Source organism: Rhizobium sp. B230/85, assembly GCF_019355735.1.
GTDB classification, from domain to species: domain Bacteria; phylum Pseudomonadota; class Alphaproteobacteria; order Rhizobiales; family Rhizobiaceae; genus Rhizobium; species Rhizobium rhododendri.
In genome coordinates, this window is sequence record NZ_CP072157.1 from 1,223,446 (window position 1) to 1,237,547 (window position 14,102).

A 14,102-nucleotide genomic window follows, 5' to 3' on the forward strand; every position below is an offset into this window, starting at 1 on the left:
CCTTGTAAGACGGAGGTAAGATAGCACGGCAGGGCGCCAATGCCAATCGGACGATAGCGCGGGGCTAGCGCAACCGCTCGCCGGCAGCGTCGAACACCAATGCCTTAGCCGGATCGAAGCGGGCGGTGATGGTCTGGCCTGATTTCAGGCCGCGGCCGTTGCGGGTCAGCACTGTGACGAGTTCGCCTTCGCCATAGCGGGCAAAGGCGTATGTTTCGCCGCCCAGATGTTCCAGCATGTCGACGACCATATCGAGTGACGCATCCCCGACCTCGTCAAAATGTTCAGGCCGGACGCCGATCGTCACCGGTGTTCCCTCTGCTGCCTTGTCGGCGCCGATCACCAGCGGAATGGTGGTGTCGCCAAGCTCCGGGAGCTTTGCAGACCAGCGGCCATCGGCGTTTCGAGCCAGCACGCCCTTGAAAAAATTCATCTTTGGCGAGCCAATGAAGCCGGCGACGAACAGGTTGGCCGGATCGTCGTAGAGATCGAGCGGCGCGCCGACCTGCTCGACCGTGCCGCTGCGCAAGACGACGATCTTGTCGGCCAGCGTCATCGCCTCGACCTGATCGTGCGTCACATAGATGATGGTCGTCGCCAGCTTCTTGTGCAGCCGGGCGATCTCGATGCGCATATGCACGCGCAATTCTGCATCGAGGTTCGACAGCGGTTCATCGAACAGGAACACCTTGGGATGGCGGACGATGGCACGGCCGATGGCGACGCGCTGGCGCTGGCCGCCCGAAAGCTGCTTCGGCTTGCGGTCGAGCAACGGCTCCAGTTCGAGAATGCGGGCTGCTTCCTCCACCTGACGCGCAACCTCGGCCTTGGCGACGCCGGCGAAGCGCAGCGCAAAGCCCATGTTTTCGCGCACTGTCATATGGGGATAAAGCGCGTAGGACTGAAACACCATGGCGATGCCGCGCTTTGACGGATCGACATCGTTGACTTCCTTGCCGGCAATCGACAGCGTCCCCGAGGTGATATCCTCGAGGCCGGCGATCATCCGCAGCAGGGTCGACTTCCCGCAGCCCGACGGCCCGACGAAGACGACAAATTCGCCGGACTGGACGTCAAGGTCAACGCCCTTGATGACGTCGAGGCTGCCGAAGGATTTGCGGATATTGCGGAGAGAGACTTCGCTCATGGGGTTACCGCTTCCTGCTGGGTCGAGTTGACCGCCGTGAGTTCTACCGTGGTGCCGGTAAAGCGGGGCGAGGTGACCTCTATGGTAATATCGCCGCTCTTGCCTGTCGATTCCAGCCAGAAGCCGGTCGTGCCGCCCTGGAACGGAATGACGTGGGGGCCGACGATCTTTGCCGGACCAGACACCTTTAGTGTCACGACATCGTTGATGAACGGGAGGCGCGAGCCGACCTGATCGAGCGCGCGGACGATAACGCGGGTGCTGTCGCGCCCTTCGGCACGGATCGTCTTGCTGTCCGCTTCGACCTGCAGTGTCGTCGGCAGCGGATCGGCGACCATGTGCAGTTTTGCGACGGCTTCGCCGGCGACAAATCCAGTGAAATGGGCGTCTTCCCACTGCATGCCCCAGACGCCGAGTTCGTCCTTGGTGAAATGACGATGGTCGACGACGATGGGCGGGTGCGGCAGGTGTGGAAACGTCTCGCGGTCAGGACCGACGCGCTTGACCAGCGAGCCGTAACGCAATTCGATCTCGTCGCAGTTGCTGAGGATGATCAGTGGCAGCACGCCGCCGATGTTGCGCTCGCCACGCGCCCAGAAGGTGACTGGTTTCATCACCACTTCTTCTGATGGCTCGCACTGGCTGGCATAGACATGGGCTGCAAATTTCGGTTCGCGGAACATGTCCATGACGCCATGGTAGCAGATCCGGTCGCCGGAGCCGAAGTCCTTGTGGGTGTTGTAGTCGAACATGCACCAGCCGATGGCACCGGAAATGTTGGGATCACCATAGGCAGCGTTCAGCACTTCCAGATGGCGCCGCACATGCTCGGCCTGCCGCTGTTCCTGGTCGTAGATTTTCGTCGGATACATATGGCCGCCGAATTCGGTGATCAGGTATGGCACGACCTTCTGCAGGCCCGTGCATTCCTGCTGGCTTCTCAGCGCCGTGCGCGGGCGGTTGCTGCCCGGCAGCTCCTCGTTGCCGAGGATAAAGTCGTTCATCGTGAAGACGTCTTCGAGGAATTCGCTGTCGAGGATGAATCGGACGCCGCCGGTCTGGCGCGTGCTGTCTAACTCATGGGCGAGCCGGTTGGTCTCGAGATAGAAGTCGTGGCTATCCTTGGATTCGTTGATGCGCACGCCCCAGATGATGATCGACGGATGGTTCCAGTCGCGCTCGATCATGCGGCGGACGTTCTGGATCGATTCCTGCTTCCACTCCTCGCCGCCGATATGCTGCCAGCCGGGGATTTCCTCGAACACCAAGAGGCCAATGCGATCGCACCGATCGAGAAACCATTTGGACTGCGGATAGTGTGAGGTGCGGACGAGATTGCACTTCAGCGTGTTCTTCATGATGTCGGCGTCCAGCTCCTGGGCGGAGCGGCCGGCGGCATAGCCGACATAGGGGTAGGACTGGTGACGGTTGAGGCCGCGGATCTTTAGCTTGCGACCATTGAGCTTGAAGCCTTCGGTCGTGAACTCGGCCGTGCGGAAGCCGAAATGCGTGCCGACCTGGTCCGAGCCCTGGTCGCTCTCGAGCGAGACGGCGACGGTATAGAGGACAGGGTCGTCGATATCCCAGAGCGACAGGCCTGTGAGGTTGGCGAAGGCCAGCGTCACGCTTGTGCCTGTCGTTTCGGACGAGGCCGTGGCAATTTCCTTGCCTGCGGCGTCGGTGATGACGGCGGTCACGGTGCCGTTGAACGCCACACCCTGTGGATTGGAGAAGTCGCAACGCACCGTCGCCGACTTTGCCTCGCTGAGCACATGGCCGGTCTCGATCTTGATGTTGCCGATCGACACCGTATCGGTGACCTTCAGCCAGACATCGCGATAGATGCCGGCATAGGTGAGATAATCGATTCGGCCACCGAAGGGCGGGATTTCCGGGTTTTCGCTGCCGTCGATCTTGACGGTGATCAGGTTGTCGCCCTGATGCAGACCGTCGGTCAGGGGCGCCTCGAAGGGCGTATAGCCATCCTTGTGGGCGACAATCTCCTTGCCATTGAGATAAACGACGGAGTCGGCCATGGCGCCGTCGAATACCAGCGACACTTCGCGACCTTCGAACTCCGGCTGCCACTTCAGGACGGCCTGGTAGGTGAAGGCGCGCTGATAGGATTTCTCGTCGAAATAGTTGAACGGCAGGTCTACCGCATTGTGCGGCAGGGTGACCATTTGGCCGGCGGTCAGGGCCTCGGTGAGACCAGGGGCGAAACCCTCGTGAAAGGTCCAGGTATCGTTGAAGGAAACAACAGAACGCATTTTCATTCCTATTTGACGGAGCCCAGCATGCCCTGGACGAATTGACGTTGCATGAGAAAGAAGACGACGAGCGTGGGCAGCGTCGCAAGCACGGTGCCGACCATGACGACACCGAAATCGGGGTAGTAGGCGGAAGCCAGTGACGAGACGACCAGCGTGATGGTCTTGGTGTCGTTCGACTGCAGCACGATCAGCGGCCAGAGATAGTTGTTCCACGCCGTCATGAAGACGATGATGAAGGCGGCCGCATAGGTCGAGCGCATCACCGGCACGTAGATGAACAGGAAGATCTGCCATTCCTTCAGCCCGTCGACCTTGGCGGCATCGCGCAGTTCGGACGGAAAGGCTTTCGTGCTCTGGCGGAAATAGAAGATGATGAAGGCTGAGCTGATTGTCGGCAGAAGAACAGCGATATGGCTGTTGATAAGACCGGCATGGCCCATCAGCACGAAGAGCGGGATCATAAGGGCGGCAAACGGGATCATCAGCGTCAGGAGGATGGCGCTGTAGACCCGCTCGCGAGCCTTTGACTTGAACATCTCGAAGCCATAGCCGGCAAAGGAAGAGATGGCGAGCGTCAGCACGGTGCTGAGGATGGCGATCTTGGCCGAGTTCCAGAAGATCAACGGCACGTCGACTTGCGAGAAGAAGCCCTGCACGTTGATCCAGAAAGCCGAACCAATGGTCACGCTACCCTTGACGATGTCGATCGAAGAATTGCTGGTGCTAATGATCATCCAGAGAAACGGGAAGACCGAGATGAACGACATGACGCCGATGAAGCCATAGGTGAAAACCTGGATGGCGAGTGCCTTGAAACGATCGCCGCTCATTGGTCTTTCTCCCGTGCCGCGTAGAACTGCACGAAGGCCAGCATCGCCACCAGCACGACGATGACGTAGGAGACCGTCGCGGCATAGCCGAGGTTCGGTATGAACTTGAAGGTCAGGTTGTAGATGTAGAGCGACAGGGTCAGCGTCGAATCCGAAGGACCGCCCTGGGTGATGTTCATCACCTCATCGAACAGCTGCAGCGTGCCGATGGTCGAGATTACTGAGGTGAACAGGATAACCGGCTTCAGCAGCGGGATGGTGATGTAGACGAACCGTCCCCAGGCATTGATTCCGTCGATGCGCGCCGCCTCATAGATTGACTTGTCGATGTTCTGCATGGCGGAGAGGTAGAAAATCATGTTGTAGCCAGTCCACCGCCAGGTGATGGCAAGAATGATCAGCACCTTGGCCCAGAAACCGTCGGTCAGCCACGGGATCGGCGACGCGATGATGCCGATGGCCTCCAGCGTGCTGTTGACCACGCCCTGCTCGGCGAACATCCCTTTGAAAAGCGCGGAATAGGCCACCAGCGAGGTGACGCACGGCAAGAAGATCGCGGTACGGAACAGGCCCCGTCCGACGAGCTTCGGCATGTTCAGCACGGCCGCCAGCGACAGGGCCAGCAGGATCATGATGGGAACCTGGATGATGAAGAACGTCACCGTATTGGTCAGCGCGTGCAGGAAGACCGGATCGTTGGCGAGGCGGACGATATTGCCGAAACCGACGAATTTTACCATCGCTCCGCGGCCGGACTGGGACGACATGAACAGTGACCAGAGGATCGGATAGACCATGAACAGGCCGATCAGCACCAGCGCCGGGGCAATGAAGAGCCATCCGTTGACATTATAGAAGCGGCGAACGCCGCTGGGACGCGCAGAAGCCATCGATCGCCCTCGAAGCTGCAGAAAGAGATGGGGGCGGCTCGAAAGCCGCCCCTTCGGGGAGGAAGTCCTACTGGATCTGGGTCTTTGCCTGGGCGTCGATGGCCTTCAGCGCTTCGTCGACGGAACCGCCCTTGGCAATCGCCGGGATCTGCGCCGTTACAGCCGCATCGACTTCGTTTGTGTAGATGCCGTAATTGACCGGGGGAACCTTGGCCAGCCAATCGGCAAAGCTCTGCCACACCTTCTGGCCGCCGAAGAACGCGTCGGCCTGTTCATAGGCAGCACCGGTGCGGGCGGCCGTCAGTGAACCGACAGCGCCACGATCGGTCAGGATCTTCTGGTAGAAATCGATGTCCTTTGCGTATTCCGCATTGAGGAAATCTATCGCCTCGTCCTTCTGCTTGGACGCAGACAGAACGTACCAGCTGGAACCACCGAGGTTCGATGCATGCGTTGCGCCCTCGACGTTCAATGCCGGGATCGGGGCAACACCCCATTTGCCGGACTGGTCCTTCTGGGCCTTGATTGTGCCGGTAATCCACACCCCGGTCACTGTCGAGGCAACATCGCCCGAGGTGAACGTGTTGACGTAGTTCGACCAGCCGACAGCCTGCTTGGCAATGCCCGAGGCCATGATCTTGCCGAAGGTTTCAAGCGATGCCTTGAGCGCCGGATTGTTGAGGATGTTGGGGTTGCCATCCTTGTCGAAATACCAGCCACCAGCCGACTGCATCAGGATGCGGACGAGACCGGCGTCGTTCGGGTCGGTGCCCATCATTTTCTTGCCGGTCTTGGCTTCGACCTGCTTGCCGATCTCGATGAAACGGTCCCAGGTGATGTTGTTGAGATCTTCTGCCTTGAAGCCAGCGGCTTCCAGATAGTCCTTGCGATAGTAGAGGCCGGTGACGCCGGAATCGAACGGCATGCCGTAGACCTTGCCGTCGACCGTCATCAGTTCGACCTTGTAGGGGGCGAACGCCTTGTAGTCGACCTTGTCAGACATCGGCGCAAATGCACCCGGGAAGGACTGGAGATATTTCTGTGCGCCGTAGTCCTCGATGAGGACGATATCCGGCAGGCCGCCGCCAGCACCCGACGACAGGCCGGTCTGCAGCTTCTGCTCGACGTCAGCCTTGGCAAAGTCGACGACGTTGAAGGTGGTGTCCGGATGTGTCTTGGTGTAGCGGGCGCCGGCTTCCTTCATGATTGCGACGTTGAAGTTCGGATCCCAGCACCAGACGGTGATTTCTTTTGCCTCGGCGGCTGTAACCGCCAAAAGGCTGACGCCGGCCAGAGCCAGAGCGATGATGCGCGGCGCGCGGGCGCGCAGAAAATTATCCATTGCTTCCTCCCAGAAGTCACGTTGACGAGACAAGCCTCCTGTCTCCGAAACGCAGTATTCCTCATAAAAGAAAAAGAAGCAATATTTTCAGTAAATTTTTACTGCGCTGCACAAAGAGCCCCTTTGTCGGCACCGTTTTGGCCCGTCAACGCGTGCTTTCCCGCCAGATAATGTCTGTGGATAAGATCACCGTCTTGACGATATCGCGGCCGGCAAACCGCTCCAGCAGCAGGTCGACAGCGGTCTCGCCGATCAGTTCGGCCGGGATACGCACGGTCGACAGCGGCGGATTGAGCAGCTGCGCCACCGGAATGTCGTTGAAGCTGGCAATAGCCACATCGTCCGGAATCTTGAGGCCGAGTTCCAGCATTGCCCGGTATGCGCCGATGGCCATGTTGTCGTTACAGGCGACGATGATGTCTGGCGGCGACGCGATCTGCATCAGGGATTTCGCAAGGGTGTAGCCACTGTTGGGGGTGAGGTGTTCGGTAACGCAAAGCTCCGGGTCGAAAAGGTCGTGCTGCTTCATCCACTCGATATAGGTCCTGCAGCGCCGCTCGGTGAAATGATTGGGGACCTGGTTGATATGTTCGAGCCAGCCAATGAAGCCGATGCGCCGGTAGCCGCGGTCGCGGAGTGCCGAAAGCAGCTTGCGCATGGCCAGCTGGATGTTGCTCTCGACACTGTCCTCGAGGTCGATCTGCGGTGAAAAGTCCGCAAAAACCACCGTACGGCTGTGTTCGCGCAGCCATTCCACCTCCTCGTCGGTGTGGCGGCCGATGGCGATGACGCCCGAGGCCTCGCGCAGGAGTGTGGCATCCGGCAGGCTGTCGGCGTGGTAGACCTTGACCACATCGATCTGCAGCGCGCGACAGCGGTTCTCGATGCCGAGGCGAACGCCGATATAGTAGGGATCTGTCAGCTCCTGCGGCGGCCGCAGGAAGTGGACGAGGGCAATCCGCCCCGCACCGGAGACCAGTGCTTGCGCGCCATTGAGGCCGTTTGCCCGGTTGCGGCTGCGCGGCGTCGCGTAGTTCAATGCCTCGGCGGTTTCGATGACGGCCTGGCGCTTGGACGCGGAAATCGACAAGGTCGCATCGTAGTTCAGGACGCGGGAAACCGTAGCCGAGGAGACGCCGACCGCATTTGCTATTTCCTTGATCGTCACCATTCTACTGATTGCCTATCACTGCATCGCCGCAGTGCCGAGTCTGCCCCAAGATTATATTCATATTTGCGCTTGCGGCACCGCAATGGGAAGCCTTTTCCATCAGTAAATTTTTACTTCCTGTATGGGGTGCGATGCAGCAAGGTCCGAATTTTACTCCGCGCGGCTTGGGGGGGGCGACAATCGCCGGCAGGTTAGCAGCCCAGGAATGAACTCTGGATATCGGATTTCTCTTCCGTTAGCCTGCTCCCTGTCTCGAGAGGAGTCCTTCATGCGCCTGCCTGCCTTCGTTTTCGCCGTTCTTGCTGCCGTCGCCGCCGGTCCAGCCTTTGCTAGCAGTTTCGAAACACCGCAGGCGCTTTTGAAGGCGCTCTATGACGACAAGGTCGGCTCGTCCGATCCCGCCTCCGTGACCCGGTACCAGGACTACTTTTCGGATCATCTGAACGGTCTGTTCAAGGCCGATGCGGCAAAGACCGACCCCGGGGATTCGCTGTCTCTAGACTTCGATCCCGTCATTGCGGGTCAGGACGGGGAGGCCGAGCACCTGAAGATCGGCAAGCCGGACATCAAGGGCGACAGGGCGATGGTCGAGGTCAAGTTCATCAACGGTGTGCCGGTGACCTTGCACTACAGCCTCGTTCATCAGGCTGACGGCTGGAAGGTCGACGACATCGAGGACAAGGGGGCGCAGTTTCCCTGGAAGGTCAGCGCTATCTTTGCGGATGCGAAATAGCATCTCGGGCGCCACGCAGATGTGTATCGCAGCTTGAAGTCGGGACGCCGATCAGTCATGCCGTTCGCCACGCTGGATGCCGCCGTCAGCCGTGCGATATCATGGCGCCAAAACAAGGAGGCCGCGATGGCTCTGGACCCGATCAAAGTTCTGAACGACTACGCCATGGCCGATTGCTCCGTGCAGTTCTGGGTTCCGGGCGCGACGGCCGTGCAATTCCGTGGCCTGAAGGCGGCCGTCAGGTATGCCAAGGAAAATGCCGGCCGCTGGAACGAAGTCGAGATCACAGTCCACCTGCCGCAGGAAGACATTGTCTACGCGACTGACAAGGTCCACCGCCTGATAGACGCTCTACGCCCGCCCCGTCGCTCGAAATCCTAGCAATTTCGCTCGACCCCAAAAAGGCAATCGCGTGGGCGATGGCGGATAGCGTTGTAAACTACGGGCCCGTCTGTTCTCGTGTTCAAACAGTGGGAAGCCTGCCGGCGAAGTTGCAGGGTTGCTCGGAAATTCAACTCGTCCGTATTGTTCCCGCTGCGATGGTAAGCACGAACTGGTCGACCTCGCGTTCGAGGCGTTCGAGTGGGAGGCCGACGAAGCGGCCTGCCAGGCTGATGCTGATGACGCCGTGAACGGCGCCGAAGAGTGTCCTCGCCCGGATCGATCTTTCTTCCGCCGACAAACCGGTCTGGAGTCCGGCAACCGGTTCGGCGATGACTTCCATCAGGGCCAGGTGCTCGTCGAGATGCCATTGCGGGGCAAGGCGTCCATCGGCAAAAACATGGTCGAAGAGCGCGCTCCAGAGATTGCGATGGGCGACGGCAAACTTCAGATAGCCTCGCGCCAAGTTGCGCAGCCGGTCCGTCGGAGAGCGATCCCCGACTTCGCCAAGGACCAAAGTCTGCTCAAGCATCCGCAAGGTCGCGGAGTTCACGTGGATGACCAGGTCGTCCAGATCCTTGAAGACCGTATATAAACCACCGAGCGCGCAGCCTGCATCGAGAGCGACATCGCGGGCCCTCAGGTTTGAAAGCCCTTCCGCTTCGATCCGGCGCCTTGCGGCCTCTATCAGCCGCACCTTCAAATCCTCGCGCTTCATCTCTCTTTTGCCGGCCAAGCGACTATCTCTCTGTAAAAGTGAACGACGTTCATTTTTATTCTTGAACAATGTTCATGTATGTGTCACATAGGTATTCATGAACATTGTTCATAAACGGGAGCGTGAAAATGATCAAACAAATTCGTACCTTGATCCGCGGCAGGCTTTTCGAAGCACAAGAGGCTGTCGTCGACCGAAATGCAGCGGTGTTGCTGGACCAGCAGATAAGGGATGCGGCAGGCGACATACAGTCAGCACGGCGGGCCGTGGCGGTTGCCACCGCCCAGAACGAGCAGGAGAAGAGCCGGCGCGCACTTGTCGTCTCGCGGATCGCCGATCTCGAGGCGCGGACCATGGCGGCTCTTGAAACCGGGCATGATGTGCTGGCCCGGGAAGCGGCCGAGGCGATCATCCAGCTGGAAGCGGACAGGGATACATCAGAAAAGGCCGAAGCCCAGTTCACAGCTTCTATCGGCAAATTAAAGAGCCTGGTCCGGGCGGCAGAAGCGAGGTTGCAGGAACTGCAGCGCGGCCAGCGCATCACACGTGCGACAGGCCAAGTGCAAAAACTCAATAGCCTGATCCATGGTGTCGGCTCAGCCTCGCTCGACGAGGCCGAACAGACGCTGGCCCGGCTCAGCGAGCGCCAGATGCGGAATGACATCGCCACCTCGGTCCTGCGGGAATTGGATGGCACGAGAAACACCGCTTCTGTCCTCGAAAAACTCGCGGATGCGGGTTGCGGCGCGCCGCTGCGTGTTTCCGCTGACGAGATACTGGGCCGCCTGCGCACTCGCATGAACTCCGCCGCTTAAATCAACATCAACTGACAAAGGACGACGACAATGAACGACAGTTTCCAGAAGCACTCGTCAAGCTGGATCAGCTTTTCTTATGTCTCATTCGCTTCTGCTGCCATCATGCTGGCGGTCGGGCTTTACATGATGCCCCTCGATCTCTGGGGGAAGGGATACCTGACGATGGGTATCGTCATGCTGGTCCAGACAACCGTCAACATCACCAAGACCCTCCGCGACAATTCCGAAGCTGAAAAGCTGATCCGCAAGGTCGAGGATGCCCGCACCGAGAAGCTCCTGGTCAATTTCAACCGGTCTGGCGAGAACTAGTTTCGTTAACTACACGACAGAGTTGTTAGGTGCGGAAACCGTTGCGTAACAACTCTGTGGCCCTCTCTCCACTCATCTCCAGGAGTACCGACATGCAACGCAATCTGATGACCTCAAGGAAATTCGCGCCACTTTTTTGGACGCAATTCCTGACCGCGTTCAACGACAATTTTCTCAAGCAGACGCTGGTTTTCGTGATCCTCGTGCAGATGGCGGCAGAGGGGGCCTCGCTGGTCACCCTGGCCGGCGGCATCTTCATCGTGCCGTTCCTGCTGCTTTCCGCCATTGCCGGCGAACTGGCGGATAAATACGACAAGGCGAAAATGGCGGAGCTTCTGAAACGCTGGGAGATTGCCGTCGCTGCCATCTCGGTCGTCGGCATTGCGTTCTCCTCGATCTCGATCCTGATGATCGCGCTTCTCGGCTTCGGCATCATCTCAGCTCTGTTCGGGCCCATCAAGTACGGCATTCTGCCCGATCATCTTCATCGCAACGATTTGCCCAAGGCCAACGCCTGGATCGAGGGCGGCACCTTTATCGCCATCCTGACCGGCACCATCGTTGCGGCGCTCGCCTTTACCAAGGGCGATAATGTCTGGGTGTTCGGGCCGATGATGATGGGCCTGTCGTTGCTTTGCTGGTTTTGCGCCCGCCTCATCCCGCCAACAGGGGCAAAGGCGCCGGATCTGGTTGTCGACCGGAATGTCCTGCGCTCGAGCATCCGCCTGATCAACGAACTGCGCGCCGATACACGGATCTGGCGCTCCGCCCTGATGAACTGCTGGTTCTGGTTTGTCGGCGCCTTCGTCATGTCGATGCTGCCGGTCATGATCAAGGAGATCCTCGGCGGGTCGGAAATTATCGTTCCGGTCTATCTCGGCGTCTTTGCAATCTCCATTGCCATCGGCTCCGCTATTGCCGGCTGGATGTCGGCCGGCCGCGTGGTCCTTTTGCCGGCTCCGATCGGCACGCTGATCATCGCTCTGTTCGGCCTCGATCTCGCATGGAACCTCTGGGGCCTCACCTCCATCACCCAGGCCGAGACGATTTCCGCATTCTTCGCCGGGCCGCACACCATCCGCGTGGCCATCGATCTTGCCGGCATGGCAATCGGCGGTGCCTTCCTCGCTGTTCCGACCTTTGCCGCCATGCAGAGCTGGGCAGACGAACATCGCCGTGCCCGCGTCATAGGGGCTGCAAATGTGCTGTCCGCGCTGTTCATCGTCGTCGGGCTTGGACTCGTTGCCCTCCTGCAGGTGGTCGGCATGTCGATCCCGGCCATCATCCTGACGCTGTCGGTCATCAACGCCGGCGTTGCCTGGGTGATGCTTAGAACGCTGCCCACCAACGCTTTTCGGGATTTGATCTCAATCCTCTTCCGTGCCTTCATGCGCCTTGAGGTCGAAGGGCTGGAGAACATCAAGAAGGCTGGACCCGCGCCGATCATCGCCTTGAACCATGTTAGCCTGCTCGACGGCGCCCTGGCGCTTGCCATCACCGAGGAGGAACCTGTCTTTGCTATCGATACCAATATTGCCCAAGTGTGGTGGGTGAAGCCATTCCTCAAAATGTGCAAGTTCCTGCCGCTCGACCCGACCAAGCCAATGGCGACGCGGTCGCTCATCAAGGTCGTTCAGGACGGCAACCCGATCGGCATTTTCCCCGAAGGTCGGCTGACCGTTACCGGTAGCCTGATGAAGGTCTATGACGGCGCCGCCATGGTGGCCGACAAGACCGGGGCGATGATCGTGCCCGTGCGCATCGATGGCCTCGAAAAAAGCTACGCCTCCTACATGAAGGACAACCACGTCCGCCGCCGTCTCTTCCCGAAGGTCAAGGTGACCATTCTGGAGCCGGTGAAGCTTGAAGTCGCCGCTGATCTCAAAGGCAAGAAACGCCGCGTTGCTGCTGGTGCGGCGCTCTATCAGATCATGTCGACGCTGATTTTTCGCACGACGAATACGGATGCTACGCTTATCGAACGCGTCATCCAGACAGCAATCACCATGGGCGGAAAGACGCTGGCGGTCGAGGATCCGATAGCTGGAAAGCTTTCCTATTCCAAGCTTTTGACGGGGGCTGCCGTCATCGGTGCGCGCTTCAAGACCATGTTTCCGAATGAAACTACGCTGGGCATCATGCTGCCCAACGCCAACGGCACAGCAGCCACCCTGCTCGGCGTCATGTCAGCGGGCAAGGTTCCGGCCATGCTGAACTTTACAGCGGGTGCGGCTAATGTCTTGTCCGCCTGCAAGGCTGCGGAGGTCAAGCACGTGCTCTGTTCGCGGGCCTTCGTAACCCAGGGCAAGCTCGGCGCCCTCGTCGAGGAAATGCAGCGCGAGGTGAAGTTCGTCTGGCTGGACGAACTCCGCACGACGATTTCAACCTTCGAAAAAATCCGTGGGCTGTTCAACAAATATCGCCCGCTCGTCCGTCGTTCGCCAGAAGACCACGCCGTTATCCTGTTCACGTCGGGCTCTGAGGGCTCGCCGAAGGGCGTGGTCCTCACTCACCGCAATATCCTGTCGAACGCAGCACAGGCAGCAGCGCGCATCGACTTCCACCCGGGCGACAAGGTTTTCAATGTCTTGCCTATGTTCCACTCGTTCGGGCTGACGGCGGGAACCGTGCTGCCGCTGATTTCCGGCGTACCGGTGTTCTTCTACCCGTCGCCGCTGCACTACAGGATCGTGCCGGAACTGGTCTACGTCTCCAACGCCACGATCATCTTCGGCACCGATACCTTTCTCAACGGCTATGCCAGAACGGCGCATCCCTACGATTTCCGGTCCATTCGCTATATCTTCTCCGGGGCAGAACCGGTGAAGCCTTCGACCCGCGATACGTATACCGAGAAGTTCGGGCTCCGGATTCTCGAAGGCTACGGCGTCACCGAGACTGCACCGGTGATTTCGCTGAACACCCCGATGTACAATCGCTCCGGAACGGTCGGTAAAATCCTCCCCGGCATGGAATGGAAACTGGAGCCTGTTCCCGGCATCGACGAGGGAGGCCGTCTTCACGTGCGCGGCGCCAATGTCATGGCCGGCTATCTCAGGGCTGAAAACCCCGGTGTCCTCGAGCCCCTGAAGGACGGCTGGCACGATACCGGCGATATCGTCACCATCGACGACGACGGTTTCGTCAGGATCCGCGGCCGCGCCAAGCGCTTTGCAAAGATCGCCGGCGAAATGGTTTCCCTGGCGGCTGTCGAAGCACTGGCCGGAGAATTGTGGCCCACCGCGCTTTCCGTTGTCTCGGCGCTGCCGGACGAGAAGAAAGGAGAACGGCTGGTCTTGCTGACAGATGCGCCTGCCGCCAGCCGATCGGCCTTCTCGGCGTTCGCGAAGTCCAAAGGAGCAATGGACATGATGGTTCCGGCCGAAGTCACCATCGGCGTGGTCCCGGTGCTGGGCTCCGGAAAAGTCGATTTCGTGTCCGCGCGGAAGCTTGCCGAGCAGAGGTCACAGCCGCAGCAGGTCGCTTAGCT

Annotated in this window: 12 protein-coding genes; 5 read left to right on the forward strand and 7 right to left on the reverse strand. The window is 59.5% G+C overall.

Annotated features, from left to right (window positions below; translation table 11 throughout):
• Nucleotides 1–64: 64 nt before the first annotated feature.
• The 6 genes from J5289_RS23655 to J5289_RS23680 all read right to left on the reverse strand — a co-directional run bounded on the left by J5289_RS23655 (nt 65) and on the right by J5289_RS23680 (nt 7,653).
• The gene (locus J5289_RS23655) at nt 65–1,147 is read right to left on the reverse strand and encodes an ABC transporter ATP-binding protein (protein WP_142830883.1); all 1,083 of its coding nucleotides are present in this window, start codon (nt 1,145–1,147) and stop codon (nt 65–67) included.
• Entirely contained in the window at nt 1,144–3,417 is a 2,274-nt protein-coding gene (locus tag J5289_RS23660) for a glycoside hydrolase family 2 protein (protein ID WP_209207132.1), read from the reverse strand. The genes J5289_RS23655 and J5289_RS23660 overlap by 4 nt, the downstream gene beginning before the upstream one ends.
• A gap of 8 nt (nt 3,418–3,425) precedes the next feature.
• A complete protein-coding gene (locus J5289_RS23665) occupies nt 3,426–4,250 on the reverse strand; it encodes a carbohydrate ABC transporter permease (protein ID WP_142830887.1) in 825 nt (274 codons plus the stop codon).
• Nucleotides 4,247–5,140, reverse strand: a complete 894-nt coding sequence (locus tag J5289_RS23670; protein ID WP_142830889.1) for a carbohydrate ABC transporter permease — start codon at nt 5,138–5,140, stop codon at nt 4,247–4,249. Before J5289_RS23670 ends, J5289_RS23665 begins: the two co-directional genes overlap by 4 nt.
• Nucleotides 5,141–5,207: 67 nt before the next feature.
• Nucleotides 5,208–6,482 carry a sugar ABC transporter substrate-binding protein gene (locus J5289_RS23675; RefSeq protein WP_142830891.1) on the reverse strand — a complete coding sequence of 425 codons (1,275 nt, stop codon included), beginning with the start codon at nt 6,480–6,482 and terminating at the stop codon, nt 5,208–5,210.
• 145 nt (nt 6,483–6,627) lie between these two features.
• Complete coding sequence (locus J5289_RS23680) at nt 6,628–7,653, reverse strand: LacI family DNA-binding transcriptional regulator (RefSeq protein WP_142830893.1); 1,026 nt, start codon at nt 7,651–7,653, stop codon at nt 6,628–6,630.
• A gap of 268 nt (nt 7,654–7,921) precedes the next feature.
• Between J5289_RS23680 and J5289_RS23685 the strand changes: the two genes are divergently transcribed.
• Complete coding sequence (locus J5289_RS23685; protein ID WP_142830895.1) at nt 7,922–8,386, forward strand: DUF3828 domain-containing protein; 465 nt, start codon at nt 7,922–7,924, stop codon at nt 8,384–8,386.
• Between the two features lie 126 nt (nt 8,387–8,512).
• Nucleotides 8,513–8,767 (forward strand): hypothetical protein, encoded by a 255-nt coding sequence (locus J5289_RS23690; protein ID WP_142830897.1) that lies wholly within the window; start codon nt 8,513–8,515, stop codon nt 8,765–8,767.
• Between the two features lie 130 nt (nt 8,768–8,897).
• Here the strand turns inward: J5289_RS23690 and J5289_RS23695 are convergent, their stop codons facing one another.
• Nucleotides 8,898–9,503: a TetR/AcrR family transcriptional regulator gene (locus J5289_RS23695; RefSeq protein WP_142830898.1), complete on the reverse strand. Its 606-nt coding sequence runs from the start codon at nt 9,501–9,503 to the stop codon at nt 8,898–8,900.
• A 110-nt stretch (nt 9,504–9,613) separates the two neighbouring features.
• On the opposite strand from J5289_RS23695, the gene J5289_RS23700 reads away from it, so the two are divergent.
• The 3 genes from J5289_RS23700 to J5289_RS23710 all read left to right on the forward strand — a co-directional run bounded on the left by J5289_RS23700 (nt 9,614) and on the right by J5289_RS23710 (nt 14,100).
• The gene (locus tag J5289_RS23700; protein ID WP_209207153.1) at nt 9,614–10,300 is read left to right on the forward strand and encodes a PspA/IM30 family protein; all 687 of its coding nucleotides are present in this window, start codon (nt 9,614–9,616) and stop codon (nt 10,298–10,300) included.
• A gap of 30 nt (nt 10,301–10,330) precedes the next feature.
• Nucleotides 10,331–10,612: a YiaA/YiaB family inner membrane protein gene (locus J5289_RS23705; protein ID WP_142830901.1), complete on the forward strand. Its 282-nt coding sequence runs from the start codon at nt 10,331–10,333 to the stop codon at nt 10,610–10,612.
• A gap of 92 nt (nt 10,613–10,704) precedes the next feature.
• The gene (locus J5289_RS23710; RefSeq protein WP_209207131.1) at nt 10,705–14,100 is read left to right on the forward strand and encodes an acyl-[ACP]--phospholipid O-acyltransferase; all 3,396 of its coding nucleotides are present in this window, start codon (nt 10,705–10,707) and stop codon (nt 14,098–14,100) included.
• Nucleotides 14,101–14,102: the final 2 nt, after the last annotated feature.

Coding starts and splice junctions, on each gene's coding strand:
- J5289_RS23655 (WP_142830883.1), bottom strand. CDS start 1,147: ATGAGCGAAGTCTCTCTCCGCAATATCCGCAAATCCTTCGGCAGCCTC.
- J5289_RS23660 (WP_209207132.1), bottom strand. CDS start 3,417: ATGCGTTCTGTTGTTTCCTTCAACGATACCTGGACCTTTCACGAGGGT.
- J5289_RS23665 (WP_142830887.1), bottom strand. CDS start 4,250: ATGAGCGGCGATCGTTTCAAGGCACTCGCCATCCAGGTTTTCACCTAT.
- J5289_RS23670 (WP_142830889.1), bottom strand. CDS start 5,140: ATGGCTTCTGCGCGTCCCAGCGGCGTTCGCCGCTTCTATAATGTCAAC.
- J5289_RS23675 (WP_142830891.1), bottom strand. CDS start 6,482: ATGGATAATTTTCTGCGCGCCCGCGCGCCGCGCATCATCGCTCTGGCT.
- J5289_RS23680 (WP_142830893.1), bottom strand. CDS start 7,653: ATGGTGACGATCAAGGAAATAGCAAATGCGGTCGGCGTCTCCTCGGCT.
- J5289_RS23685 (WP_142830895.1), top strand. CDS start 7,922: ATGCGCCTGCCTGCCTTCGTTTTCGCCGTTCTTGCTGCCGTCGCCGCC.
- J5289_RS23690 (WP_142830897.1), top strand. CDS start 8,513: ATGGCTCTGGACCCGATCAAAGTTCTGAACGACTACGCCATGGCCGAT.
- J5289_RS23700 (WP_209207153.1), top strand. CDS start 9,614: ATGATCAAACAAATTCGTACCTTGATCCGCGGCAGGCTTTTCGAAGCA.
- J5289_RS23705 (WP_142830901.1), top strand. CDS start 10,331: ATGAACGACAGTTTCCAGAAGCACTCGTCAAGCTGGATCAGCTTTTCT.
- J5289_RS23710 (WP_209207131.1), top strand. CDS start 10,705: ATGCAACGCAATCTGATGACCTCAAGGAAATTCGCGCCACTTTTTTGG.